We start from the raw sequence: 25,557 nt of genomic DNA on the forward strand, positions 1-25,557 counted from the left end.
TCGCCCCGCGCCGGTCCTCGTCGTGCTCCTGCCCGTTCACCCCTGCTCCTCCTGGTCGTCGTCGCCGGTCACCGCCGCGAGGTCCCCACCCGCCTCGAAGCACGTGCGGGTGCCCGTGTGGCACGCGGCGCCGACCTGGTCCACCCGGACCAGGACCGCGTCACCGTCGCAGTCCAGCGCGACGGACCGCACGTGCTGCACATGACCCGACGTGTCGCCCTTGCGCCAGTACTCCTGCCGGGAGCGGCTCCAGAACGTCACCCGCCCCGTTGTCAGGGTGCGGTGCAGGGCCTCGTCGTCCATCCAGCCCACCATCAGGACGTCCCCGGTGTCGTGCTGCTGGACGACCGCGCACACCAGGCCCGACGCGTCGCGCTTCAGGCGGGCGGCGAGTGCAGGGTCCAGCGGGGTGGGCGTCAGTGGGGTCGGCACCCGCCGATCCTGCCACGGACCGGGACCCGCACGACGACGGTCATCGCGTCTGGGCCACCCACGCGCCGTGCATCGTGGCGTACCGCCCACCGCGGGCCACCAGGTCGGTGTGGGTCCCGACCTCCACCACCCGGCCCTCGTCGACGACCACCACGAGGTCGGAGGCCTCGGCCGTCGAGAGCCGGTGCGCGATGGTCAACGTCCCCCGCCCGGACGTCAACCGGTCCAGGGCCTGGGCGATCCGCACCTCGGTGGCAGGGTCCACGGCGCTGGTGGCCTCGTCCAGGACCAGGTAGTCGCCGTCGGCGAGGTGGGCACGGGCCAGGGCGACCAGCTGTCGCTCCCCCGCCGAGAGGCTCTCGCCCCGTTGACCCACGTCCGCGTGCAGCCCGCCGGGCAGGTCGGCAAGCCAGTCCTGGAGGCCCAGGTCGGCGAACGCCGAGCGGACCCGGTCCTCGTCCAGCACCGCCCCGCGCCCGTCGACCCGGGCGGCTGGACCGTCGACCCCGTCCCTGCCGTCACGGATGCCGTACGCGACGTTCTCCAGGAGCGTCCCGTCGAACAGGAAGCCCTCCTGCGGCACCAGGACCACCCGTCGGCGCAGGTCCGCGCGCGGGACGTCACGCAGGTCCACACCGTCGAGCAGGACCCGCCCCCGGGCCGGGTCCACGAGCCGGGTCACCAGCTTCGCCAGGGTCGTCTTGCCCGAGCCCGTGGCGCCGACCACCGCCACCTTGGTGCGGGCAGGCAGGGTGAGGTCGACGTCGTGCAGCACCGTCGGGCCGCCCGGGTAGGCGAACGACACCCCCTGCAGCTCGACGGTGGCCGCACCCCGAGGGCTCCGGGTGCCGTCCTCACCGGCGTCGGGCACGTCGATCCGGGTGTCGACGACGCCGATCACGCGGCGCCACCCCGCCAGCGCGTTCTGCAGCTCGTTGAGGATCTCGGTGGCCATCTGGACCGGGCCGGTGAAGAGCTGGACCAGGAACAGGAACGCCAGGACCCGTCCCACCGTCAACGTCCCGTCGATACCCATCAACGAACCGACCACCACCACGGCGGACAGCACCAGGTTCGCCACCAGGACCCCGCTGGAGAACACCACCGCGACGCGCACCTGGGCGCGCACCATCGCGTCCCTGGTCGCGCGGACGGCCGCGTCGATGCGGCGCTGCGTGCGCGCACCCACCCCGTACGCCTTGATCGTCTCGGCGCCGACGACGGCCTCGGACACCGCACCGAGCATGGCCCCGACCCGCTGCCGCACCGCGGCGTAGGCGTCGCTCACGCGGCGCTGGGCCGGGCGCAGCACCAGGATCAGCGGGATGAAGCAGGCCCACACCACGATGGTGAGCTGCCAGGAGTACACCAGCATCAGGCCGGTCGCGACGACGATCTGCAGCACCGAGACGAGCAGCATGATGCCGCCCCACTGCACGAACAGCGAGATGGTGTCGACGTCACTGGTGACCCGGGAGACCAGGCTCCCGCGCCGTTCGGTGCTCTGGGTGAGCGCGGACAGGTCGTGGATGTGACGGAACGCCCTGACCCGAAGCGCGGCCAGCCCGGCCTCGCTGGACCGGAAGAGCCGGATGTTCACCAGTGCGGCGCTCGTCCCCGCGATCCCCAGGCCCACGGCTGCGAGGACCACCAGGAGCACGACCCTGTCGGTCCGCGGGCCGTCCGGGGCGAGGATCCCCGTGTCCATCGTCTGCTGGACCGCCACCGGTACGACCACCCTGCCGACGGCCGCCAGCACCGCCAGGGCGAGCGTCACCCAGATGCCCTGCACGATCTGCGGGGAGAGCTGCACCCCGCGCCTCAGGGTGGCCCAGGCCCCCAACGCACTCGTGCCCTCCAGGCGGACGCCGTCCTGGGTGCTCATGGTGCCTCGCCCTCAGCATCGGCGCTGCGACGCGCCGACTCCTTCTCGTACGCGGTCGCCAGCTCCCGGTAGCCCGGGTCACGCACCAGCAGCTCCGCGTGTGTGCCCTGGTCCACCACCCGCCCGGCGCGCAGGTGCACGACCGCGTCCGCCAGCAGCACCGAGGACATCCGGTAGGCGATCATCAGGACGGTGGGGCCCTGGGTCCCGTCCTCACCTTCGCGGAAGCCCTCGAGGATCTCCTGCTCGATCCCCGGGTCGACCGCGGACGTCGCGTCGTCCAGCACCAGCACCCGCGGACGTCGCACCAGGGCGCGGGCGATCGCGATGCGCTGGCGCTGCCCCCCGGACAGGTTCGCCCCCCGCTCCCCCAGCGGGGCGTCCAACCCACCGGGCAGCCGCCGCACCACGTCGTCGACCCGGGCCAGGCGCAGCGCCTCCCACACGTGCGCGTCGTCCGGGGCGCCGGGGTCGTCCGCGTCGGCCAGTGTCACGTTCGCGCGCACGGTGTCCTCGAACAGGAACGTCTGCTGCGACACCAGCGCCACCTGCCCCGTCAGGTCCTCCTCCCGGACGTCACGTACGTCGAGCCCGTCGACGTGGACGTGCCCCGACGTCGGGTCCTGGAGGCGGCTGAGCAGACCCGCCAAGGTGGTCTTGCCCGCACCCGTCGGGCCCACGAGCGCGACCGTCCGCCCGGGCGGGAGGTCGACGTCCACCCCGTCCAGGATCGTGTGGCTGCCGACACGTACCGACACGCCCCGCACCTGCACGTGCGCACCCTGCGGCGCCGACGGCAGCGACGTCGTGCCCGGGGCGAGCGTCCCCCGGGCGTCCAGGACGCGGGCGATCCGGTCGTAGCCGACCAGCCCCCGGGGGAGCTCGCCCAGCACCCAGCCGAACGCGCGCACCGGGACCGCCATCAGCGTCAGCAGGTAGGCGGCGGCCACGATCCCACCGGTCTCCACAGCACCCGCCGCCGCCCGGTGTGCGCCCACCACCAGCACCAGCAGGGTGCCGAGGTTCGGCAGGAGCTCGATGACCGGGTCGAACACCGCACGTACCTTGCCGACGCGGACGTTGGCCGCCCGGAGCTGGTCGGCACGTGCCGCGAACCGTGCCTCCTCACGGTCCTCGGTGCCCAGGGACTTGACGAGCAGCGCCGCTTCGAAGCTCTCGTGGGCCACGTCCGACACCTCGGCGCGCAGCTGCTGCGCCCGGGTGATCGCCGGGGACATGTACCGCTGGAAGACCAGGTTCGCGACGACCGCGACGGGCAGCACCACCAGGGCCGTGACCGCGAGCCACACGTCGACCCGGAACAGCGCCACGGCGGCCACACCGATCATGACCACGACGCCCAGGGCGAACGGCAACGGGTTGAACACCCCCGTCGCCGCCTCGACGTCGGCGTTGGCGTTCGACAGCAGCTGGCCCGTCGGGTGCTGCCGGTGCCACGACATGGGCAGCCGCAGGTACTGCCGGGTGACCGCACGTCGGTGGTCGGCCTGGATGTCGGAGACACCGATCCCGGCGAACACGCGGCGGGCCGCGACCGACGTCGCCAGGCCGAGCGCGACCGCGGCCAGGGCGGCCCCGGCGAGCCACACCGGCCGGGTCCCGTCCAGCTCACCGAGGGCACCGGGCACCACCACCCGGTCGGTGACGGCCCCGAGCACCTGGCTGACCGCTACCGTCAACGCGCCGAACAGCCCTGAGGTGAGGATCGCCACGGCGTAGGTCCGCGGCTGGGACGCGATCCCGCGGGCCATGAGGCGGACCGAACGGGTGGTCACCGAGCCGGTCAGGGCGTGCGCGGGTGCGCGCGGGCCCGACGGCCGGTCAGGGTCCACGTCGTCGCCGTGACGACGTGGCCGCAGAGGACGCGCAGGCACGCCGTTCCTCTCGTCACAGGGGGAGCCCGGCGGCGGTCGCGCCGGTCGGCTCAGCATCTCATGCGGTTCTGACGTGACCGTCACCTGGTGGTCGGCCCGGCGAGGCGTGCGACGATGTGGCATGCCCTGGCACATGGACGAACGCCACGCCCTGGTCACGGCGCTGCGCGAGGCCGGGCCGGGGGCTGCGACGCTCTGCGAGGGCTGGGCCACCGAGGACCTCGCCGCGCACGTGGTGCTGCGCGAGAGCACCCTCGTGGCAGCCGCGGGGATCGTCGTTCCGCCCCTCGCCGCCAGGACCGAGCGGCAGACCAAGCGCCTGGGCGCCCGCGCCAACGACCAGCAGGGCTACGAGGCGCTCCTGGGCCGCGTCGCGCGTGGGCCGGCCCGCCTGCACCCGTTGGCGTTCGCCGGGGACGCGGCCCAGCTGGTCGAGATGCACGTCCACACCGAGGACGTGCGACGGCGACCGGGCCAGGACCCAGACCCGCGCCCGCTGCCGGACGCGCACGTGGAGGCGTTGCACGCGCGCCTGGTGACGATGGCGAAGATGCTCTACCGCAACGTCCCGGCGGGCGTGGTGCTGCGGGACCCCTCGGGCCGCACCACCCGGGTGCGTCGGGTGCCCCGCCCGGGCCGCGACGCGACCCCGGAAGGCCTGGACGTCGTCGTCGAGGGCCCCGTCGGAGAGCTCGTGCTGCACGCCTTCGAACGCTCGACCGTGGCCCGGGTGACCGTGCGGGGTCCGGACCAGGCGGTCGCGGCCGTGCACGCCGCACGGCCGCCGCGCGTCACCTGACCGAGACACCCGCCTGCCGCAGGCGGGCCTTCACGTCCCCGACCGTCAGCACCCCGAAGTGGAACACGCTCGCCGCCAGCAACGCGTCCGCACCCGCGCGCGCCGCCTCCACGAAGTGCTCGGGGGTGCCGGCACCACCGCTGGCGATCAGCGGGACGTGGACCTCGGCCCGCACCGCACGGAGCATCTCCAGGTCGAACCCGTCGGTCGTGCCGTCCGCGTCCATCGAGTTGAGCAGCACCTCGCCCGCCCCGAGCTCCACCGCGCGGCGCGTCCACCCGACCGCGTCGATGCCGGTGCCCCGTCGACCACCGTGCGTGGTGACCTCGTACCCGGACGGGGTGGGTGGCCCGTCGACCACGCGCCGGGCGTCGACCGACAGCACGAGCACCTGGCTGCCGAACCGGGCTGCGATCTCGGCCACCAGCTCCGGGCGCGCGATGGCGGCGGTGTTGACGCCGACCTTGTCCGCGCCGGCACGCAGGAGCCGGTCCACGTCGTCGGTCGACCGGACCCCCCCACCGACGGTCAGCGGTACGAAGACCTCCTCCGCGGTGCGCCCCACGACGTCGTAGGTGGTCTGCCGGTCGCCGGAGGACGCCGAGACGTCGAGGAACGTGACCTCGTCCGCGCCCTCCGCGTCGTACCGGCGCGCCAGCTCCACGGGGTCCCCCGCGTCCCGGAGGTCCCGGAAGTTCACGCCCTTGACCACACGGCCCGCGTCGACGTCCAGGCACGGGATCACGCGCACGGCAGCACTCACAGCAACCCTCTCACTCGGTCGGTTCAACGCGGTCGCGGGGTTCGCCCCGCACCGCGAGGATGTCCACCACGAACACCAGCGTCTCGTCCGCGAGCTCGGTCTCGGTACCCCCGTACCCCCACTGGGGCGGGGCGACGAGCAGCACCTGGGAACCGACCGTCTGCTCCACCAGCCCCTCGTCCCACGCGGGGACCACGAGGCCCACCGCGATCGGGAACGGCGCCGGGAGCTTGCCGTTGCCCCACGTGGTGTCGAACACCTCGCCGTCGGACCAGGTCACGCCGGTGTACTGGACGGTCACCACCTGGCCCGGTGAGACCTGCTCGCCCGTGCCCCGCAGGAGCGGCTGGACGACCAGCTCCTGGGGCGGGTCGACGTCCTCGGGGATGGTGACCGACGGGGCCCCGTCATCGGCCAGCTCCACCTCGGGCAGGCCCTCCCGCACCTCAACGGGCTCACCGTCGGCCCGGGTCGGGAGGATGTCGTACACGGCGACCGTCCGGGGGTAGGTCGGGCCCTCCGGGACGACGTGCAGCACCCGCGACCCCACCGGCCGTCCCACCAGGGCCTCGAAGATCTCGACGCTGACGCTCTCCGGGCTCAGCATGTGCGGCTTGGGATCAGAGGTGTACGTCTCGTTCACGAGACTGCCGTCCCGGCCGTCCTCGGCGTAGAAGTCGACCAGCACCGGCTCGTCCTCGCGCAGGACGGGGCCCTGACCCTCCCACAGGAGCTCGGACCACGCCTCGGAGACCTCCAGCGGCTTGTCGTACTCCAGCTCCGGCACCGCACCGTACTCGCCGGTCACGGTGACCTCGGTCTGCGGCGCGCCGTCGGGGCCGCACCCCCCGAGCAGTCCTGCGACCAGGGTCACGGAGACGGCGCCAGAGGCGGCGAGTGCGGTACGACGACGCACGAGGATCCCTTCGACGAGCTGACCCACCCGGCGGGGACGGGCAGGGGCCACGGTGCAGGAAGGCCACCGCGTCCGCCTACTGTACGGGTCCGACGGAGGCGTTCGACCCGTCCGCGGCCACACGCCGGACGACCTTCACACCGGCCTCACCAGGCCCTCACCGGTGTGGTCACATGGACTCCAGGAGCCGATCCACCCTCTCGTCGACCGACCGGAAGGGGTCCTTGCACAGGACCGTCCGCTGGGCCTGGTCGTTGAGCTTCAGGTGCACCCAGTCGACCGTGTAGTCCCGGCGCGCCTCCTGGGCCCGGCGCACGAAGTCTCCGCGCAGCTTCGCCCGGGTGGTCTGCGGGGGCCGGGCCGTCGCCTCGAACACCTCGATGTCCTCGACGACCCTCTCAACCATGCCGCGGGCGGCCAGCAGGTTGTACAGGCCCTCGGTGCGGGAGATGTCGTGGTAGGCGAGGTCCAGCCGCGCGATGCGGGCGTCGTCCAGGGCCAGGCCGTGCTTGGCCTGGTACCGCTCGATCAGGCGCCACTTGATCACCCAGTCCAGCTCGCGTTCCACCGACGCGAGGTCACCCGAGCGCACGGCCTTCAGCCCCCGCTCCCACAGGTCCATCACCTGCTGCACCACCGAGGTGAGCTCCACCCCGTCGGCGACGAACGCCTGCACCCGCCCGAACAGCTCCTCCTGGACGTCCAGGGCCGACGCCGTGCGCCCCCCGGACAGCTGGACGGGCGCCGTGCCGGTCATGTCGTGGCTGATCTCCCTGATCGCCCGCATCGGGTTCTCCAGCCCCAGGTCACGCATCGGGACCCCGGCCTCGACCATGCGCAGCAGCAGGTCCGTCGAGCCGACCTTGAGCAGCGTGGTCGTCTCCGACATCGAGGAGTCGCCGACGATGACGTGCAGGCGACGGTAGGTCTCGGCGTCCGCGTGAGGCTCGTCGCGCGTGTTGATGATCGGGCGGGACCGGGTCGTGGCGCTCGACACCGACTCCCAGATGTGGTCGGCGCGCTGGGACAGGCAGTAGCGCGCCCCACGCGGGGTCGGCAGCACCTTTCCCGCACCCGTCAGGACCTGACGGGTGATGAGGAACGGCACCAGGACCTCGGCCAGGCGGCCGAAGTCGCCCTGCCGACGGATCAGGTAGTTCTCGTGGCACCCGTAGGAGTTGCCCGCCGAGTCCGTGTTGTTCTTGAACAGGTGGACGCGCCCGGGAAGACCGTCGTCCTCCAACCGCTGCTGGGCGTCGACGACCAGACCTTCCAGGATCCGCTCCCCGCCCCGGTCATGGGCGATCAGGTCCCGGACGTCGTCGCACTCGGCTGTCGCGTACTCGGGGTGCGAGCCCACGTCGAGGTAGAGCCGGGACCCGTTGCGCAGGAACACGTTCGAGGACCTGCCCCACGCCACCACCTTGCGGAACAGGTAACGCGCGACCTCGTCGGCCGACAGACCCCTCCCCGAGCTGACCGCGCACGTGACCCCGTACTCGGTCTCGAGCCCGAAGATCCGCCGGTCCACGTCACGCCCGCCCGAGCAGCTCGGCCAGCACCGGACCGGTCAGACGTCGGAACGCCCGCCGCGGCCGGGCACGGTCCAGGACGGCGACCTCCAGCTGGGCTGCGCCGATCTCCCGTGCCTGGCCCTCGGGCTGGGTGCCCAGGACGTCCACCGCCAGCCGGACCGCGCCCTCCAGGTCCATACCCGGTTCCCAGCGCTCGGCACAACGCTGCGACAGGTGCTCGGCCTGCCCGCCCATCACCACGTGACCGCGCTCGTCGGCGACGGACCCGTCGTAGGAGAGTCGGTAGACCTGGTCCTCGTCCTCCGTGGTGCCCACCTCGGCGACGACCAGCTCGACCTCCAAGGGCTTGGACTCCGTGGTGAACACCGTGCCCAGGGTCTGGGCGTAGGCGTTCGCCAGGCCCCTGGCATTGACGTCGGCACGGTCGTAGGAGTAGCCGCGCAGGTCGGCGTACCGCACCCCTGCCACCCGCAGGTTCTCGAACTCGTTGTACTTGCCGACCGCGGCGAACGCGATCCGGTCGTAGATCTCGGAGATCTTGTGCAGCGCCCTCGAGGGGTTCTCGGTCGCGAACGCGATACCGCCCTCGTACGCCAGGACCACCACGGACCGTCCACGGGCGATGCCCTTGCGCGCGTAGTCGGCACGGTCCTTCATCAGCTGCTCGGGCGAGACGTAGAACGGCATGCTCATCGCTGGTCACCCCCCACGCCCCGGGTGGCCCGGCGCACGCCCTCCACCTCGCGGTGCGCCGTGGCGAGCGCCTCGTCGTCGACGCGTCGGTAGCCGGTCGCCGTCACGGTGGCGACCACCGGCCAGATCTGGCGGGTGGCGTCGGGCCCACCGGTCGCCGAGTCGTCGTCCGCGGCGTCGACGAGGGCGTGCACGGCCGTCCGCACGGCGTCCTGCTGGTCCATCCCCGCCCACCAGAGCTTCTTCAGCGACCCTCGGGCAAACACCGAACCGGACCCCACCGCGTGGAACTCGGCCTCCTCGTACCGGCCGCCGGTCACGTCGTAGGAGAAGATGCGGCCCTCGCCGCGCGCGAGGTCGTACCCACCGAACACCGGCACCACCGCCAGCCCCTGCATCGCCAGGGGGAGGCTGCTGCGGATCATCGTCGCCAGCCTGTTGGCCTTGCCGTCGAGCGACAGGAGCGTTCCCTCGATCTTCTCGTAGTGCTCCAGCTCCAGCTGGAACAGGCGCACCAGCTCGATCGCGAGCCCGGCGGTGCCGGCGATGCCCACCGCGGAGTACTCGTCCGCGGGGAACACCTTCTCGATGTGGCGGCTGGCGATCATCGAGCCGGCGGTCGCACGCCGGTCCCCCGCCATGACCACACCCCCGTCGAAGGTCAGCGCCACGATCGTGGTCGCCGTGGGCGCAGCCGGGACCTCACCTCCCGGCAGATCCCGTCCCGGCAGCAGGGACGCGTCGTGCGCGGCGAGGAAGTCGAGGAACGAGGACGTGCCCGGCGTCATGAACGAGGGCGGCAACCGGCCGTGATCTGCCATAGAAGGTCACTGACCGCCCTTCTGGACGAAGCCACGGACGAACGACTCGGCGTTCGACTCCAGCACCTCGTCGATCTCCTCCAGGAGCGAGTCGACCTCGGCGTCCCGCCCCTGCGCCGCGGGCGCAGCGGGGGCCGGCTCGGGGAGGTCGTGCGGGTCCTCGTCCTCGCGACGGTGCTGGCGCTGGTCCTGACCGGCCATGATGCCTCCCCGGTGTCGTACGTGCCGATGCTGTGATCCTAGGGTGTCAGCCCACACCCAGCCGGGCGGCCAGGGTCGCCGCGTCCGGGCACTGCTCCAGCAGGGCACCGACGTGGGCGCGCGACCCACGCCACGGGTCCCGCAGCGGCACCCGCCGCAACGTCGGCAGCTCGGGCACGTCCAGGACCACCGAGTCCCAGCTCGCGGCACGGACCGCCGAGCCGAAGCGGGCGACGACGGTCCCCCGGAAGTAGGCGCGGGTGTCCTCAGGGGGCTCCACGACAGCGCGTGCCACGTCCTGGTCGTCGACGAGCAGCTCGACCGCGCCCGCGGCGCGCAGCCGCTGGTAGATGCCCCGCTCCGGGCGCACGTCGGACCACTGGATGTCCATCGCCGCCAGCCGCGGGTGGTCCCAGCGCAGGTCGTCACGGCGGCGCATCCCCTCCAGGACCCGCAGCTTGGCCACCCACTCGACCTCTCGCGCGCACGACGTCGGGTCGACGGCCAGGCGCGCGAGCACCGAGTCCCACCGGTCCAGGACCTCCCGCGACGCGACGTCGATGTCCGCCCCGAGCGCGGCACCCACCGCCTCCAGGTACGCCTGCTGGATCTCCAGGGCGGTGAGCCGGCGGCCGTCGGCAAGGTCCAAGGGCTCGGCCAGGGTCAGGTCCCTGCTGACCTGCTGCACCGCCGACACCGGGTCGGCCAGGCGCAGGTCGACCAACGACTGCACCGCCTCGGGGTGCCGGCCGGCGTGCTCGGCGAGCCACAGGACCAGTGACGTGGTGCCCACCCGAAGGAAGGTCGCGACCTCCAGCGACGTCGCGTCCCCGATGATCACGTGCAGGCGCCGCCACCGGTCCCGGTCCGCGTGCGGCTCGTCGCGGGTGTTGACGATCGGGCGGCGCAGGGTGGTCTCCAGGCCGACCTCGGCCTCGATGTAGTCGGCCCGCTGCGACAGCTGGAACCCCGCACCCTGGCCCGTGGGCCCGCGCCCCACGCGGCCCGCCCCGGTGAACACCTGCCGGGTCACGAGGAACGGGGTGAGCAGCGCGACGAGGTCCACGAACGGCACCTGACGGTCCACGAGGTAGTTCTCGTGCATGCCGTACGACGCGCCCTTGCCGTCGACGTTGTTCTTGTAGAGCACCACGTCCGGCATGGCCGGGTTCTGGGCCAGGGCCCGCACCGCGCGGAGCATCACCTGCTCCCCCGCCCGGTCCCACAGGACCGCGTCCCGGGGGTTGGTGACCTCAGGGGTGGAGAACTCGGGGTGGGCGTGGTCGACGTAGAGGCGCGCACCGTTGGTGAGGATCGAGGTGGCGGCACCCGGGTCGTCGTAGGGCTCGACACCCGGACGGTCCACATCGGTCGCCGAGAGGTCCGCGTCCGGGCCGGGCGGGGCCGGACGCGCCGGGTCGTCGGTCAGGAGCGACGGGTGCGCCGAGGCACGGTCCAGGCGGAACCCGCGGGCATCGGCGAGCGGGTCCTCGTCCTCGTAGTCCCACCGTGCCCGACGCCCCTCGCCGGGTTGCCCCCCGGCCACCGCCGCCGCGTAGGCGGCCACCACGTGGCTGGACAGCAGCATCGGGTTCGCCCCGGGCCGCCCCGGCTCGACGATGCCGTACTCGGTCTCGATCCCCATCACCCGGCGCACGCTCACCGGGTCAGGCTAGTCGGCTACAGGTACTGCCCCGTCGGCGTCATCGTCTCGATCGTGCGCCCGCTCTCCTTGCCGCCCTTGCCCTGCACGATCGTGCGGATGAACACGATGCGCTCACCCTTCTTGCCCGAGATCCGGGCCCAGTCGTCCGGGTTGGTCGTGTTGGGCAGGTCCTCGTTCTCCTTGAACTCGTCCACGCAGGCCGTGAGCAGGTGCTCGACCCTGATCCCCCGCTGCCCCGTCGACAGGAGCTCCTTGATCGCACTCTTCTTGGCGCGGTCCACGACGTTCTGGATCATGGCCCCGGAGCTGAAGTCCTTGAAGTACAGGACCTCCTTGTCACCCGAGGCGTACGTCACCTCGAGGAACTCGTTCTCGGGCGTCTCGGCGTACATGCGTTCCACGACCGAGCGGATCATCGCCTCGACGGTCGCCACCGGGTCGCCCTCGTGCTCGGCGAGGTCCTCCGGGTGCAGGGGCAGCTCGGACGTCAGGTACTTGGCGAAGATGTCCCGTGCGGCCTCCGGGTCCGGCCTCTCGATCTTGATCTTCACGTCGAGGCGACCGGGCCGCAGGATCGCCGGGTCGATCATGTCCTCGCGGTTCGAGGCACCGATCACGATGACGTTGTCCAGGCGCTCCACACCGTCGATCTCGCTCAGCAGCTGGGGCACCACCGTCGTCTCCACGTCCGAGGACACCCCCGTCCCGCGGGTACGGAACAGCGACTCCATCTCGTCGAAGAACACCACCACCGGGTTACCCTGCGACGCCTTCTCCCGCGCCCGGGCGAAGATCAGGCGAATGTGCCGCTCGGTCTCCCCCACGTACTTGTTCAGAAGCTCGGGGCCCTTGACGTTGAGGAAGTAGCTCTTGGCCGCCCGGCCGTCCGACCCGCGCCGGCCCCGCGTCTCGGCCAGCGACCGTGCCACGGCCTTGGCGATCAGGGTCTTGCCGCACCCGGGCGGACCGTACAGCAGGACACCCTTGGGCGGCCGCAGCCCGTGCTCACGGAACAGCGCCGGATGCGTGAAGGGCAGCTCCACGGCGTCCCGGATCTGCTCGATCTGCGAACCGAGCCCCCCGATGTCCCGGTAGTCGATGTCCGGGACCTCCTCCAGGACCAGCTCCTCGACCTCGGACCGCGGGACCCGCTCGAACACGAATCCCGTCTTGGCGTCCACGGTGAGCGCGTCACCGATCCGGACCGGCGCGTCCAGGACGGAACCCGCCAGGCGGACCACACGCTCCTCGTCCGCGCGCCCCACCACCAGGGCGCGCTCGTCGTCGACCAGCTCCTTGACCGACACGACCTCCCCGACCACCTCGTACCCGCAGGCCTCCACGACCGCGTACGCCTCGTTGAGCCGCACCTCCTGCCCGGGGCGCAGGGACTCCACGTCCACTCCGGGCGCCGCGGTCAGGTGCATCTTGCGCCCGGAGGAGATGACCTCGACGGTCCCGTCCGGCCTCGCGGTGAGGAACGTGGCGAACGTCGCCGGGGGACGCCCCAGCTCGGCGAGCTGCTCCTGCATCTCGGCGATGCGCTCACGTGCGGTGCGCAGGGCGTCGGCCAGCCGCTCGTTCTTGGTGGCGAGGATCTGGACCTCGCGTGCGGTCGCGGACGCGCGACCCTCGTCGTTGTCGGACATGTAGGTCATGGCGCCTCCCGGGGTCCGCGGCCGATGCCGCCCGGGTGCGGTCCCGGTCGACGTCGTGCTGACCCGACCCTATGCGGGGCGGGGTGACCTGCGCAGCCTCAGGTCGCCGCGGGTGGGGTGGTGTCGCCCCCCTGCGGGGGCACGGCACCCAGGTCCCGGCGCACGCGCCGGATCTTCTTGTCCGAGACCGGGCGCTCGCCGAGGTCGTCCGGCGTCCACTCGTGCTCGGGGTAGGCGCCCTTGGCCGGGCGTCGACGACGCTCGGGGGCAGGGACGCCGTCGGCCATGCGCCGGGTCGTCAGCAGGAAGCCCGTGTGACCGATCATCCGGTGCTCGGGGCGGACGGCCAGACCCTCGAGGTGCCAGCCGCGCACCATCGACTCCCACGCCTGCGGCTCGGTGAACCGCCCGTCGTCGCGCAGGTCCTCGGCGAGCCTGGACAGCTGGGTCGTGGTCGCCACGTACGCGACCAGCACACCGCCGGGAGCCAGGGCGTGGGCGACGGCGTCGATGTTCTCCCAGGGCGCGAGCATGTCGAGCACCACCCGGTCCACCTGGCCAGGCCCCTCGACCTGCGGCATGACGTCGCTGAGGTCACCGATCGAGAGGTTCCACGCCGGGTGCGGGCCGCCGAAGAACGTCTCGACGTTGGCCCGGGCGATTGCGGCGAAGTCCTCGCGCCTCTCGATCGAGTGCAGGTACCCGTGGTCCCCGACCGCCCGCAGCAGGGACATGGTCAGGGCACCCGAACCGACGCCCGCCTCGATGACCCGTGCGCCGGGGTAGATGTCGGCCATCGCGACGATCTGGCCCGCGTCCTTGGGGTACACGACGGCCGCGCCTCGAGGCATCGACAGCACGTAGTCCGACAGCAGGGGGCGCAGCGCCAGGTAGGCGACCCCACCGGAGCTCGTCACCACCGATCCCTCGGGCCCACCGATGAGCTCGTCGTGACGGAAGTAGCCCTTGTGGGTGTGGAACGTCGCGTCGGCAGCCAGAGTGATGGTGTGGAGGCGTCCGCGCGGGTCGGTGAGCTGCACCCGTTCTCCGACGCGCAACGGGCCGCGGCGCAGCGTCGCACCGGTCGCGCCGACCGCACCGGGGACCGAGTCGCGGGGGGCACCTCCAGGTGCGTCGTCTGCGGGGCCAGTGGTGGCACGCGGTCCGGGGGCGCTGCTGGAGGTGGTCACGACGGACGAGTCTAGGAGACCCCCGACGGTCAGCGGCGCGCCGGCGGTCGGCGGAGCGCTCGTACCACGTCGGGGGTGTGCAGGACGCCGACCACCCGACCCTGCCGGTCCAGCACAGGCATGAGGGCCGCGTGGCGCGAAGCACGGGCGATGGCCTCGACCGCAGGGCTGCCGGTGAGGTCCGCCGGGACGCACGCCTGGGGCGGTGCCGGGACGCACACCGCGTCCAGCGGTGTTCCGGCACGGTGGGTCGCAGGAACCGCGGCGACCGCCTGCGGATCGACGCAACCCGTCGTGGCCCCGGCCTCGTCGAGGACGACGACGCCGATCCCGGTCGGGAGGGCACGGTCGGCCAGCTGGTGGAGCGTGGTGCTGCGTGGCAGTCCGACGGCAGGACGCATCAGACCGGTCACGGTCAGTGCCTCGACGGCACCGGCCGCTCGCGCGCCGCGGATCGCCTGGGTGGCCCCGCTCCACAGGAACGCACCGATCAGCGCCCCCCACACGACGCTGGTGAGGCTGGGGGTGGTGCCACGCGCCAGGGGCAGCAGGAGGATCCAGGCGACCACACCCACGGCCACGGCCTTGCCGACCCACCCGGCGGCGGCGGTCCCGGTCGATCGTCGACCGGTGCCGGCCCAGACGGCCGCCTCGAGGACGCGGCCTCCGTCCAGCGGCAGGCCGGGCAGGAGGTTGAACACCCCGACGAACCCGTTGGCGACCGCAGCGGCGGTGACGACCAGTGTCGCGATCCCGTCCGGGACCCACGACGAGGCAGCCCACGCGACCAGGCCGAGCGCGATGTTGGTGGCCGGACCGGCAACCGCGATCAGTGCGCTCGTCGCCGGGGTCGGTGCGGCCGCACCGAACTGGGTGTGCCCCCCGAGCAGGGTGACAGCGAGCTCGCGGACCTCGACACCGCGACGGCGGGCGACCAGGGCGTGGGCGAGCTCGTGGAGGAACACCGAGGCGAGGAGCAGCGCCACGAACACCCCGGCGACGGCGTAGGCACCGGACCCGGTGCCGGGGACGAGCCTCTGGACGGCGGGCCCGAAGACCGCGACGAGCACGACGGCTGCCACCACCCAGCCCGGTGACACGACGACCGGTGCCCCGGCCACCCTGCCCACGACCCACCCACGTGTTCGGCCGTGGTCGGTCGCTCTGCTCACGCCCGTCACCTTATGCGGTGGTCACCCGGGCTCCTCGACGGGTGTCGGGGCGCCCGTCGGCCGTGTCACCGATGCCACGTAGCCTGGTCCCGTGACTGCGAGCCCCGTCCCCGAGACGACGAGCCCTCGCGACCCGAAGGTGCGCAGGTCGTCCCCGGGCCTGTCCCCCTCCCGCGCGAACGACTTCCTGCAGTGCCCGCTGCTGTACAGGTTCCGCGTGGTAGACCGGTTGCCGGAGCCTCCGAGCGCCGCGGCAGTTCGCGGCACCCTGGTGCATGCGGTGCTCGAGCGCCTGTACGACGCACCTGCACCGCAGCGGACCCCCGAGGCGGCGAGGGCGCTGCTGGGCCCGGCGTGGGAGCAGATGGTGGCGGACCGCCCCGACTGCGTGGAGGTGCTGACCGACCCGCAGGACACCACCGGGTGGTTCGAGGAGGCCGGACGCCTCATCGACACGTACTTCACGTTGGAGAACCCGACGCGTCTGGAGCCCGCGGACCGTGAGCTGGCGGTCCGCACCGAGCTCGAGGACGGCCCGCTGCTGCGGGGGGTGGTCGACCGGGTGGACGTCGCCCCGGACGGCGCGATCCGGGTCGTGGACTACAAGACGGGTCGGTCACCCCGACAGGGCTACGAGAGCGGCGCACTGTTCCAGATGCGGTTCTACGCCTTGGTGCTGGAGCGCCTGCGGGGACGGCTGCCGGCGATGCTGCAGCTGGTGTACCTCGGGGACGGGAAGGTGCTGCGTCACGTCCCGACACGCCAGGAGCTCCGCAGCACGGAGGAGCGGGTCAGGTCGATCTGGTCGGGCATCCGGTCCACCGCTGAGCGAGGGGCGTGGCAGCCGCGGACGTCCCCGTTGTGCGGGTGGTGCGCGCACAAGCCGTTGTGCCCGGCCTTCGGTGGTACGCCTCCCCCGATCCCTGACGGTGCGGTGGAGGTGGCGATCGGTGTGCGGCCGCTCGGGCAGGAGGTCGTCGCGCCCGCGGTCGTACCTGGTGTCGGGGCAGGACGGGCCGGTCAGCCGGGTTGACCGTCGAGGTGGTCGATCTGCCCGCCGGACCGCAACACCGCGAGGTCCCGGAGGCCGATGCGTGCCAGGGAGTCGGTCCGGCTCAGCCCCGGTTGGGCGTCCACGGGGACGATGTGCTGGACACCGAGGGTGCGGGCGCCGGAAGCCAGCGCGGAGGCGATCCCGGGCCGTGAGTCCTCGACCGCCACGCACTCGGTGACGTCGACACCCAGCAGGTCGGCGGCTCGCAGGTAGGGCTCGGGGTCGGGCTTGCCATGGGTGACCTCGTCGCCGGTGACGAGCACGTCGAACACCCCGCCGGGTGCTCGGGCGACGACAGCCTCGGCCAGCACCCGGTAGGACATGGTGACCAGCGCGCAGGGAACCCCGGAGTCACGCAGTGCGGTGAGGAGCTCACGGGCACCGGGCTGCCACACGAGGCTCTCGCTGATGGCGCGGGCCACGCCCTGGACGAGGCGTGACGCGATCTCCTCGACGTCCAGCGGGACCCCGTGGTCGCGGAGGATCGCGGCGGAGTCCAGGAGTGGCAGGCCGATCATCTGGACGGCGTCCGCGGGGGCCCATGTCCCGCCGAACTCCTCGACGAGGGCGATCTCGGCACCCATCCAGGCGGGTTCGGTGTCGACGAGCGTCCCGTCCATGTCCCACAGGACCGCAGCCGGCAGCGGTCCCGTGGTGCGGGGGTCCCGGCTGGTGCTCCTGAGCGGTACGTCCGGTCGTGGGGATGTGTGCGGCACGGCCGCAGTCTAGGCATGCGGGGCGCCGACGGTGCGTGCGGGTGTCACGGGGCCACGGCGTCACCTCTGCCTGGTGCCACCCGCCTGTCCTGCACGCGAAGCGACGTGGGCGGGTCTGGGGCCCTCAACCGAGGATGAACCGGGCGAAGGTCACGGTGTTGGAGAGACCTGCGAGGACGAGGCCCGCCCCGAAGACGATCATTGCGACTCCGGCGAAGCCGCTTGCGCTGCCGACGGGGCCGAGGTTGACGTCGTGGGGCCGCTTCGGGTCGACGTAGACGGTGATCCCGTCGCCGGGCCGGACGAGGAGCCCTCGGGTCTGCATCTGGGCGATCCCGGTCATCCGCCGGGCGCGGATCCAGGTGCCGTCCGGCGCCGGGTAGTCGAACACGACCCGCTTGGGGCTGCTCCAGTTCGAGTACTCCACCACGACCGCCTGTACCGGCACACGAGGCACGCTCGTCGTCTGTCGCTGCAGGCGCAGCCCGACCACGACGAGAACGGCACCCGGCACGGCGAACAGGACCAGGGGGAGGATGGCCGCGACAAATCTCATGATCACCCGATCGTCGGGGTTCGTGACGGGGTCAGCGCCGGGAGCGTCCTTGTGCACGCGCGGAGGCACCCCGACCTGACGCCAGGGCGGGCCCGAGACTACATGACCGATTTGCCGGTTTTCAGGGTCGTGGGCTCCGGTGGTCCACGGACCGGCCGACGGCGCTGCACGTCCGGGAGTCGTTCGGGGCTCCGTCCTCGCCCCGGGCGGGCCCGTCCAGGGTGAGCGCCTACGCTGAACGTCATGACGGATGTACGTGGTCCTGGCCCCTTGCACGGCCCGGTGATGATCGCGGCCTTCGAGGGCTGGAACGACGCGGGGTCGGCGGCCACCCAGGCCCTGGCACACCTGCACGAGGTCTGGGGTGCGCAGACGGTCGAGGAGCTCGACCCGGAGGAGTACCACGACTTCCAGGTGAGCCGCCCCACCATCACGGCCGAGGACGACGGAACACGGACGATCACCTGGCCCAGCACGTCCGTGGCGGTCGGCGAGCCCGGTGGCACGTCCGTGGTGCTCGTGCACGGCGTCGAGCCGTCGATGCGGTGGCGGTCCTACTGCACGGAGCTCCTGGACGCCGCGGAGCGTCTCGGTGTCTCGACCGTGGTGACCGTGGGGGCCCTGTTGGCGGATGTCCCGCACACCCGACCCATCCCCGTGTCGGCGACGTCCGACGACGCCGAGGTACGCGCCGAGCTGGGCCTGGAACCCAACACGTACGAGGGACCCATCGGCATCGTCGGTGTGCTGCAGCACGAGGCAGCGCGCCGTGGCATGCACGCCCTGTCCGTCTGGGCGGCGGTGCCCCACTACGTCGCGCACCCGCCCTCACCGAAGGCGACCGCCGCGATCGTCGCCAGGCTGGAGCAGCTCGTCGGGCAGCCGGTCCCCCTCGGCGACCTCGCCGAGGAGGCCGCCGCCTGGCAGCACGGCGTGGACGAGCTCGCGTCCGAGGACACGGAGATCGCCGAGTACGTCGCCCAGCTCGAGGAGGCGAAGGACACCGCCGACCTGCCGGAGGCCTCGGGCGAGGCGATCGCCCGGGAGTTCGAGCAGTACCTACGGCGCCGCGACGGAGGGCCGGGGCCCGGCTGACGCCGGCCGGCACTGGGCACCACTGGGCCGACCAGCGACCGACCATCGGCCAGTCAGCGGCCAGTCACATGCGCACACCCAGGAGGGCATCGATGGCGCGCGCCATCACGCCAGGCGCGCCCTCGACCTCGCCGCCGATGCTGAGCGCCGCGTCCACCCACGTGTCCACTGCGGCGAGGGCTGCAGGCGCGTCGAGGTCATCGGTGAGGGCCGCACGGACCGCCTCGACGGTCGTCCCGGCGTCCGGTCCACCGTTGCCCGACAGTGCGGTGCGCCACCGGGTCAGGCGATCGCGCGCCTGGTCCAGGACGCCGTCGGTCCACTCCCAGTCGGAGCGGTAGTGGTGGGCGAGGACGGCGAGCCGGACCGCCATCGGGTCCACGCCCGCATCCCGGAGCGCGGAGACGAGCACCAGGTTGCCCTTCGACTTGCTCATCTTCTCCCCGTCCAGGCCGACCATCCCGGCGTGCACGTGCACGCGGGGGGCGTGGGCCCCGAGCGCGACGGAGTGCGCGGTGCTCATCTGGTGGTGGGGGAACAGCAGGTCCCGGCCACCGCCCTGCACGTCCACCTGGTCACCGAGCGAGTGCCGGGCGATGACCGTGCACTCCACGTGCCACCCGGGGCGGCCCGGACCGAGCGGCCCCCCGTCCCAGGACGGCTCCCCCGGGCGCTCGGAGCGCCACAGCGCGGGGTCCAGGGCGTCACGCTTACCGGGCCGGTCAGGGTCCCCACCCCTCTCGGAGAACAGCGCCAGGGACTGCTCCCGGTCCAGGTCCGAGATCGGCGGGGCGTCCGGGACCGCTGCGAGGTCGGCGTACACGTCGCCGGACGTGGCGTCCCCGCCCCCGGTGCCGTCCTCCGCGGGGACCCGGTAGGCCTGACCCCGGTGGACCATGCCGCTCACCGCCTCGACCACGAGCGGGATGGTCTCGACCGCGCCCAGGTAGGTGTGGGGGGGGATGACGCCCAGGGCCGTCATGTCCTCGGCGAACAGGGCGCTCTGGTCGGCCGCGAGGTCCTCCCACCGGACCCCGGTCTGCTGCGCCCGCTCCAGGAGGGGGTCGTCGACGTCGGTCACGTTGGAGGCGTGCTCCACGAGCAGACCGGAGTCCAGCCACGCCCGGTGCAGCAGGTCGAACGCGATGTACGTCGCCGCGTGCCCGATGTGGGTGGCGTCGTAGGGCGTGATGCCGCACACGTACATGCGACCCACGGGGCCGGAGGCGGCCGGGACCAGCCGACCGGTCGCGGAGTCCAGGACGTGCACCTCCCCACCGCGGCCGGGGACCTGAGGGATCTGCGGGGAGGGCCAGGTGCGCACCCGCGAAGCCTAACCGGGCAGGCGCCGACGCTAGTGCAGCACGCCACCTTCAGGGGTGAGGACACCCGCGACGAGCAGCGCCACGACCACGGCGGCCAGGACCAGCCGGTAGATCACGAACGGCTGGTAGCTGTAGGTCGAGACGATCCTGAGGAACCAGATGATCACGCCGTAGCCGGCCACGAACGCGACGAGGGTCGCCAGTGCCGTGGCGGCGAGGCTCGGCGTCCCCGGGAGCGCGAACTCATCGAGGCTCGCGAACAGCTGCTGGAACCCCGAGCCCATGACGGCGGGGATCGCGAGCAGGAACGAGTACCGCGCCGCCGCCTCCCGGGTGTACCCCATGAGCAGCCCCGCGGTGATGGTGCCCCCGGAGCGTGACACCCCGGGAATCAGTGCCATGGCCTGCGCGAAGCCGTAGATGATCGCGTGCTTGCCGGTCAGCTGGTCCAGGCGTCGCCGCTTGGCCCCGAACTTGTCGGCGAAGCTGAGGAAGATCGCGAAGAGCGCGAGGGTCATCGCCACCAGGTACAGGTTCCGGAACGGTCCCTTGATGGAGTCCTGGAACGTGAGTCCGAGCACCACGATGGGCACAGAGCCGAGCGCGATCCACCAGCCCATGCGCGCGTCGGCGTCCTGCGACCCGAGGCGCTCGCGCCAGCTGGTGCCGGTCGCGCCGGTGATCGCGCGCCACCACGCCACGCAGATGCGCGCGATGTCCTTGCGGAAGTAGAGGATCACGGCCGTCTCGGTGCCGATCTGGGTGACGGCGGTGAACGCGGCACCGGGGTCGCCTCCCCCGGGCAGCAGCTCGCCGACGATCCGCAGGTGCGCGCTGGAGGAGATCGGCAGGAACTCCGTCAGAGCCTGGACAAGACCAAGGAACACGGCTTCCCACCACGTCATGGCGCGCAACGCTACCGTGCCCGGACGGGTAGCCTGACCAGCCATGGAGGAGCGACTGCTCGGCAGCACGGGACTACGGGTCTCGTCGCTGGCCCTGGGCACCCTGACGTGGAGCAGGGACACCGACGAGCACGAGGCGTCCGAGCAGCTGCGCGACTTCGTCGACGCCGGTGGGACGCTGGTCGACACCGCCGCCCACTACGGCGACGGCGGCGCCGAGGAGCTCATCGGTGCGCTGCTGGGCGACACCGTCTCGCGTGAGGACGTCCTGCTGTGCACCAAAGCGGGAGTACGACGGACACCTGACGGTGGTGTGGTCGACGCCTCCCGCGGGAACCTCCTGGGCACCCTGGAGGCGTCACTGCGCCGGCTGGGCACCGACCACGTGGACCTGTGGCTGGTCCAGGCCCCGGACCCACGCACACCCCTGACCGAGACGGTGACGGCGCTGGAGCAGGCCCTGCGGTCGGGCAAGGCACGCTACGTCGGCCTCTCCGACCACCCGGCGTGGCAGGCCGCCAGGGTCGCCACACTTCTGGGCCCGGGCGGGATGGCAGCGGTGGAGGTGGAGTACTCGCTGCTCCAGCGGGGAATCGAACGTGAGCTCGTGCCTGCCGCGACGGATCTGGGGACCGGGATCCTGGCGTGGTCGCCCCTGGGCCGCGGGGTGCTGACGGGCAAGTACCGGCACGCGATCCCCTCGGACTCGCGAGCGGCGTCGGCGCACCTGGCCGGCTTCGTCGAGCCGTACCTCGGCCGGACGTCCAGCCCGGTCGTGGAGGCCCTCGTCACCGCAGCCCAGGGACTGGAGCGCAGCCCCCTGGAGGTGGCCCTCGCGTGGGTGCTGAGCAGGCCGGCCGTGAGCTCGGCGGTGGTGGGCGCCCGGACCGCAGCACAGCTGCGGGAGTCCTTGGCCACGGACGTGGAGCTCCCCGAGGCGATCGTGGCCGCACTGGACGAGGTCAGCGCGCCCCACCTCGGGTACCCCGAGCGCCGGTGAGGACGGCCGTGGACTACCGCGCGTCGGCGTCGGGGTCCTCGTCCTCCTCCAACGGGGTCAGGTCGTCCTCGTCGTCGAGGTCCACGTCGAGGTCCGCGCCGTCGAGGTCGTCCTCGTCCAGGTCGTCCTCGTCCAGGTCCTCGGTGTCGTCGTCCTCGTCGTCGGTGTCGTCGTCGGCGAGGTAGAACGGCAACGTCTCCCCGTAGACCTTGACCAAGGCGTCGTCGTACACCTCGAAGGCGTCGGCGAGGACGTCGTAGGCGTCGTCCACGGCGGGGTCGTCGTCACGTCGTCGGGTGCTGACGGCATGATGATGGCCCTCGAGCGCGGCGAGCAGGCGGTCGAGCGCGGCACGCGGGTCAACGGTCATGGGTCGACCGTAGCGCCGTAGGAGGCACAATGGCACTCGTTCGGAGCACCGGCAGCGGGGAGGACCACGTGGCGACCAGCACCATCCGCAGGCGTGCCGAGCAGGGGGCCTACGAGTTCAGGGTGGTGACGATCGACCCGGGGACCACGCGGGGTGAGGCGCGCCGCCGCCTCACAGAGGAGGCCGAGTACGGCCGGTGGGAGCTGGCCCGGACGCGCCTGTACGCGGGTGGGACCCGCAAGGTGTGGTTGCGCCGCAAGATCATCCGGGTGCAGAGCACGCTGTAGGCACCCCGCCACCGCCTCAGCAGGTGGCGAGCAGACGGTCCAGGACCCGCACACCGAACGTCAGGGACTGCACCGGCACACGCTCGTCGACGCCGTGGAACATGGCCGCGAAGTCCAGGCTCGGGGGCAGCTGCAAGGGGGCGAAGCCGTACCCGGTGATCCCGAGCCGCGCCAGGGACTTGTTGTCCGTCCCCCCGGACAGCGTGTACGGCAGCACCGTCGCCCCGGGGTCCTCGGCGTGCAGCGCCGAGACCATCGCATCGACGAGGTCTCCCGCGAACGGGACCTCCAGGGCACGGTCCCGGTGCAGGTCCTCGATGCGGACGTGGTCCCCGGCGAGGCGCTCGAGGGTGGCGCGTGCCTCGTCCTCGTACCCGGGCAGGAAACGGGTGTCGAGGACCGCGTGCGCGGTCCCGGGGATCACGTTCGACTTGTAGCCGGCCTGCAGCTGGGTCGGGTTCGCGGTGTTGCGCACCGTCGCACCGACGAACCTCGCGGCCGGGCCGAGGGCGTCCACGAGCCGGTCGACGGCATCGGGGTCCTCGGGGTCGAACGGCAGGCCCGTGAGGTCCGCCACCCCGCTGAGGAGGGCGTGGACGGTGGGGGTGAGCTGCAACGGCCAGGGGTGGTTGCCGATGCGCGCGACCGCCGCCGCCAGGTGCGTCACGGCGTTCTCGGTGTTGACCTGCGACCCGTGCCCGGCCCGTCCGTCGGCGACCAGTCGCAACCAGCCGATGCCCTTCTCCGCGGTCTGCAGCAGGTACGTCCGCCGGCCGGCGACGTCGACGGAGAACCCGCCCACCTCGCTGATCGCCTCGGTGGCGCCCTCGAACAGGTCCGGACGGTGGTCGACCGCGTACCGTGCCCCGAACCTGCCGCCGGCCTCCTCGTCGGCGAAGAACGCGACGACCAGGTCACGGGCGGGTCGACGCCCCTCCCGCACCATCTGGCGCACGACCGCCAGGATCATCGCGTCCATGTCCTTCATGTCCACCGCGCCACGGCCCCAGAGCAGGCCGTCGATCTCCTCGCCCCCGAACGGGTCGACGGTCCAGTCCTCGGCGGCCGCGGGTACCACGTCGGTGTGGCCGTGCAGGACCAGCGCGGGCCGGGCCGGATCGACCCCGGGCATGCGCACCACGACGCTCGCGCGGCCGGGTGCGGACTCGAAGATCTCCGGGTCCAGGCCCACCTCGCACAGGGATCCCATGACGTACTCGGCGGCGTCCCGCTCCCCCGGCCCCGACCCGTCACCGTAGTTCGAGGTGTCGATCCGCAGCAGGTCCTGGCAGATGCCCACGACCTCGTCCTCGGCGGTGGGGTGGGCGGCCTGGGTGCCGGGGTCGGTCGCGGGGGTGGTCATGACGGCCACGGTACCCGGCTGGAGGTCAGGCCAGACCGCGACGGGTGAGCAGCGGCTGGAGGTCCGGACCGCGCCCGCGCAGCTCCGTGAAGGCCTCCATCACGTCGCACGAGCCGCCCCGGGACAGCAGTGCCCGGCGGAAGCGGTCACCGTTGCTGCGCTTCAGGCCGCCGTTCTCGGTGAACCAGGCCACGGTGTCGGCGTCCAGGACCGCGGACCACAGGTAGGAGTAGTACTCCGCGGCGTACCCCCCGCCGAACACGTGCTTGAAGTAGGTGCTGCGGTACCTGGGCGTCACACCGGGTACGTCCAGGCCCGCAGCCTGCAGGACGGCACGCTCGAAGTCTGCGACGGCCTCCGGGGTGGTGGGCAGGTCCTCGGGCGTGTGCCGGTGCCACGCCTGGTCCAGGAGCGCGGCACCCAGGTACTCGGTGGTGGCGTGCCCCTGCCCGAACCGTTGCGAGGAGGCCAGGGTCTGCACCCACTCGGAGGGCATCGGCTCACCGGTGACGTGATGCACCGCGAACCGGGCCAGCACCGCGGGGTCCCACGCCCACATCTCGTTGACCTGCGAGGGGAACTCCACGAAGTCCCGGGGCACCTCGGTACCGGACTGGGAGGGCAGGCGGACGTCGGACAGCAGCCCGTGCAGGGCGTGGCCGAACTCGTGGAACGCGGTGATCACCTCGTCCCAGGTCAGCAACGTCGGCCGCCCGTCGGCCGGGCGGGTGATGTTGAGGTTGTTCACGACCACGGCCTTGTGCCCCAGCAGGTGGCTCTGGTCGACGAGGTTGTGCATCCAGGCCCCACCCTCCTTGGTGGGGCGGGCGTACCAGTCGGCCAGGAACAGGCCCGCCGGGGACCCGTCCGCGTCGTGCACCTCGTAGACCTCCACGTCCGGGTGGTAGCCGCGCAGGTCCTCCCGGCGGGTGAAGGTGAGTCCGTACAGCGCGGTGGCCGCGTGGAAGACCCCGTCGTGGACGACGCGCCCGAGCTCCAGGTAGGGGCGCAGGACCGCGTCGTCCAGGGCGTAGCGCTCCTGCATGAGCAGCCGCGAGCAGTACGCCCAGTCCCAGGGTTCCACCGTCGCGTCCGGGTGCTCCCGGCGCAGGACCTCGGTCAGCTCGGCGGCCTCGGCGCGGGCGTTCGCCGCGGCGGCGGGGCCCACACGGTCCAGCAGGTCCTGCACCGCCGTGGCGGTGCGCGCGGTGGAGTCCTGGACGACGTGCGCGGCGTGGTGCTCGTCGCCCAGCAGGCGGG

General features: G+C 72.5%; 25 protein-coding genes. 5 read left to right on the forward strand and 20 right to left on the reverse strand.

Annotated elements, in window-relative coordinates; translation table 11 throughout:
- Positions 1-36 precede the first annotated feature (36 nt).
- From hisI to N869_RS01220, 3 genes are read right to left on the reverse strand one after another with little or no spacing between them, the layout of a single operon-like run.
- The gene (hisI, locus tag N869_RS01210) at positions 37-432 is read right to left on the reverse strand and encodes a phosphoribosyl-AMP cyclohydrolase (RefSeq protein WP_035056688.1); all 396 of its coding nucleotides are present in this window, start codon (positions 430-432) and stop codon (positions 37-39) included.
- Positions 433-472: 40 nt separating this feature from the next.
- Positions 473-2,317, reverse strand: coding sequence for an ABC transporter ATP-binding protein (locus N869_RS01215; protein ID WP_035056690.1), 1,845 nt, complete (start codon positions 2,315-2,317; stop codon positions 473-475).
- Positions 2,314-4,089: an ABC transporter ATP-binding protein gene (locus tag N869_RS01220; RefSeq protein ID WP_052104828.1), complete on the reverse strand. Its 1,776-nt coding sequence runs from the start codon at positions 4,087-4,089 to the stop codon at positions 2,314-2,316. The genes N869_RS01215 and N869_RS01220 overlap by 4 nt, the downstream gene beginning before the upstream one ends.
- 244 nt (positions 4,090-4,333) lie before the next feature.
- Here N869_RS01220 and N869_RS01225 point away from each other — a divergent pair, with 244 nt between their 5' ends.
- Positions 4,334-5,011 carry a TIGR03085 family metal-binding protein gene (locus N869_RS01225; protein WP_035056692.1) on the forward strand — a complete coding sequence of 226 codons (678 nt, stop codon included), beginning with the start codon at positions 4,334-4,336 and terminating at the stop codon, positions 5,009-5,011.
- Here the strand turns inward: N869_RS01225 and hisF are convergent.
- The 10 genes from hisF to N869_RS01275 all read right to left on the reverse strand — a co-directional run bounded on the left by hisF (position 5,004) and on the right by N869_RS01275 (position 15,626).
- Positions 5,004-5,774, reverse strand: coding sequence for an imidazole glycerol phosphate synthase subunit HisF (gene hisF / locus N869_RS01230; protein WP_035056694.1), 771 nt, complete (start codon positions 5,772-5,774; stop codon positions 5,004-5,006). The genes N869_RS01225 and hisF overlap by 8 nt on opposite strands.
- A 10-nt stretch (positions 5,775-5,784) precedes the next feature.
- Positions 5,785-6,741, reverse strand: a complete 957-nt coding sequence (locus tag N869_RS01235) for an FKBP-type peptidyl-prolyl cis-trans isomerase (RefSeq protein ID WP_232229550.1) — start codon at positions 6,739-6,741, stop codon at positions 5,785-5,787.
- 118 nt (positions 6,742-6,859) lie between these two features.
- Positions 6,860-8,221 (reverse strand): Pup--protein ligase, encoded by a 1,362-nt coding sequence (pafA, locus tag N869_RS01240; RefSeq protein ID WP_035056697.1) that lies wholly within the window; start codon positions 8,219-8,221, stop codon positions 6,860-6,862.
- A 1-nt stretch (position 8,222) separates the two neighbouring features.
- A complete protein-coding gene (prcA, locus tag N869_RS01245) occupies positions 8,223-8,918 on the reverse strand; it encodes a proteasome subunit alpha (RefSeq protein ID WP_035056699.1) in 696 nt (231 codons plus the stop codon).
- Positions 8,915-9,739, reverse strand: a complete 825-nt coding sequence (gene prcB / locus N869_RS01250) for a proteasome subunit beta (protein ID WP_052104823.1) — start codon at positions 9,737-9,739, stop codon at positions 8,915-8,917. The genes prcA and prcB overlap by 4 nt, the downstream gene beginning before the upstream one ends.
- Positions 9,740-9,745: 6 nt before the next feature.
- The gene (locus N869_RS01255) at positions 9,746-9,940 is read right to left on the reverse strand and encodes a ubiquitin-like protein Pup (protein ID WP_035056701.1); all 195 of its coding nucleotides are present in this window, start codon (positions 9,938-9,940) and stop codon (positions 9,746-9,748) included.
- Positions 9,941-9,986: 46 nt separating this feature from the next.
- Positions 9,987-11,603, reverse strand: coding sequence for a depupylase/deamidase Dop (gene dop / locus N869_RS01260; protein ID WP_035056704.1), 1,617 nt, complete (start codon positions 11,601-11,603; stop codon positions 9,987-9,989).
- A gap of 17 nt (positions 11,604-11,620) precedes the next feature.
- A complete protein-coding gene (arc, locus tag N869_RS01265; RefSeq protein WP_035056755.1) occupies positions 11,621-13,255 on the reverse strand; it encodes a proteasome ATPase in 1,635 nt (544 codons plus the stop codon).
- Between the two features lie 107 nt (positions 13,256-13,362).
- Positions 13,363-14,454 carry a tRNA (adenine-N1)-methyltransferase gene (locus N869_RS01270; RefSeq protein WP_035056707.1) on the reverse strand — a complete coding sequence of 364 codons (1,092 nt, stop codon included), beginning with the start codon at positions 14,452-14,454 and terminating at the stop codon, positions 13,363-13,365.
- 29 nt (positions 14,455-14,483) lie between these two features.
- Entirely contained in the window at positions 14,484-15,626 is a 1,143-nt protein-coding gene (locus N869_RS01275; protein ID WP_035056710.1) for a site-2 protease family protein, read from the reverse strand.
- A 91-nt stretch (positions 15,627-15,717) separates the two neighbouring features.
- Between N869_RS01275 and N869_RS01280 the strand changes: the two genes are divergently transcribed.
- The gene (locus N869_RS01280) at positions 15,718-16,659 is read left to right on the forward strand and encodes a RecB family exonuclease (RefSeq protein ID WP_198025919.1); all 942 of its coding nucleotides are present in this window, start codon (positions 15,718-15,720) and stop codon (positions 16,657-16,659) included.
- On the opposite strand, the gene N869_RS01285 is transcribed toward N869_RS01280, so the two are convergent.
- Positions 16,647-17,396, reverse strand: a complete 750-nt coding sequence (locus N869_RS01285) for an HAD family hydrolase (RefSeq protein WP_232229552.1) — start codon at positions 17,394-17,396, stop codon at positions 16,647-16,649. The two genes, N869_RS01280 and N869_RS01285, sit on opposite strands and share 13 nt — an antisense overlap.
- 124 nt (positions 17,397-17,520) lie before the next feature.
- Positions 17,521-17,952, reverse strand: a complete 432-nt coding sequence (locus tag N869_RS01290) for a DUF3592 domain-containing protein (RefSeq protein ID WP_156968275.1) — start codon at positions 17,950-17,952, stop codon at positions 17,521-17,523.
- Positions 17,953-18,195: 243 nt separating this feature from the next.
- Between N869_RS01290 and N869_RS01295 the strand changes: the two genes are divergently transcribed.
- On the forward strand, positions 18,196-19,047 hold the full coding sequence (locus N869_RS01295) for a PAC2 family protein (protein ID WP_035056715.1): 852 nt from the start codon (positions 18,196-18,198) through the stop codon (positions 19,045-19,047).
- Positions 19,048-19,111: 64 nt separating this feature from the next.
- On the opposite strand, the gene mshC is transcribed toward N869_RS01295, so the two are convergent.
- Both mshC and N869_RS01305 read right to left on the reverse strand, forming a co-directional pair.
- On the reverse strand, positions 19,112-20,371 hold the full coding sequence (gene mshC / locus N869_RS01300; RefSeq protein WP_035056717.1) for a cysteine--1-D-myo-inosityl 2-amino-2-deoxy-alpha-D-glucopyranoside ligase: 1,260 nt from the start codon (positions 20,369-20,371) through the stop codon (positions 19,112-19,114).
- Positions 20,372-20,401: 30 nt separating this feature from the next.
- Entirely contained in the window at positions 20,402-21,277 is an 876-nt protein-coding gene (locus N869_RS01305) for an undecaprenyl-diphosphate phosphatase (RefSeq protein ID WP_035056720.1), read from the reverse strand.
- A gap of 43 nt (positions 21,278-21,320) precedes the next feature.
- Between N869_RS01305 and N869_RS01310 the strand changes: the two genes are divergently transcribed.
- A complete protein-coding gene (locus tag N869_RS01310) occupies positions 21,321-22,277 on the forward strand; it encodes an aldo/keto reductase (RefSeq protein WP_035056723.1) in 957 nt (318 codons plus the stop codon).
- A gap of 13 nt (positions 22,278-22,290) precedes the next feature.
- On the opposite strand, the gene N869_RS01315 is transcribed toward N869_RS01310, so the two are convergent.
- Positions 22,291-22,647, reverse strand: coding sequence for a hypothetical protein (locus N869_RS01315; RefSeq protein WP_052104825.1), 357 nt, complete (start codon positions 22,645-22,647; stop codon positions 22,291-22,293).
- A gap of 29 nt (positions 22,648-22,676) precedes the next feature.
- On the opposite strand from N869_RS01315, the gene N869_RS01320 reads away from it, so the two are divergent.
- Entirely contained in the window at positions 22,677-22,934 is a 258-nt protein-coding gene (locus tag N869_RS01320) for a DUF5703 family protein (RefSeq protein ID WP_232229553.1), read from the forward strand.
- A gap of 16 nt (positions 22,935-22,950) precedes the next feature.
- On the opposite strand, the gene N869_RS01325 is transcribed toward N869_RS01320, so the two are convergent.
- A complete protein-coding gene (locus N869_RS01325; RefSeq protein ID WP_035056769.1) occupies positions 22,951-24,297 on the reverse strand; it encodes a M20/M25/M40 family metallo-hydrolase in 1,347 nt (448 codons plus the stop codon).
- 25 nt (positions 24,298-24,322) lie between these two features.
- The coding region (locus N869_RS01330; RefSeq protein WP_035056725.1) for a M3 family metallopeptidase at positions 24,323-25,557 on the reverse strand (1,235 nt) is incomplete at its 5' end.

This window comes from Cellulomonas bogoriensis 69B4 = DSM 16987, from assembly GCF_000767165.1.
Taxonomy (GTDB): domain Bacteria; phylum Actinomycetota; class Actinomycetes; order Actinomycetales; family Cellulomonadaceae; genus Actinotalea; species Actinotalea bogoriensis.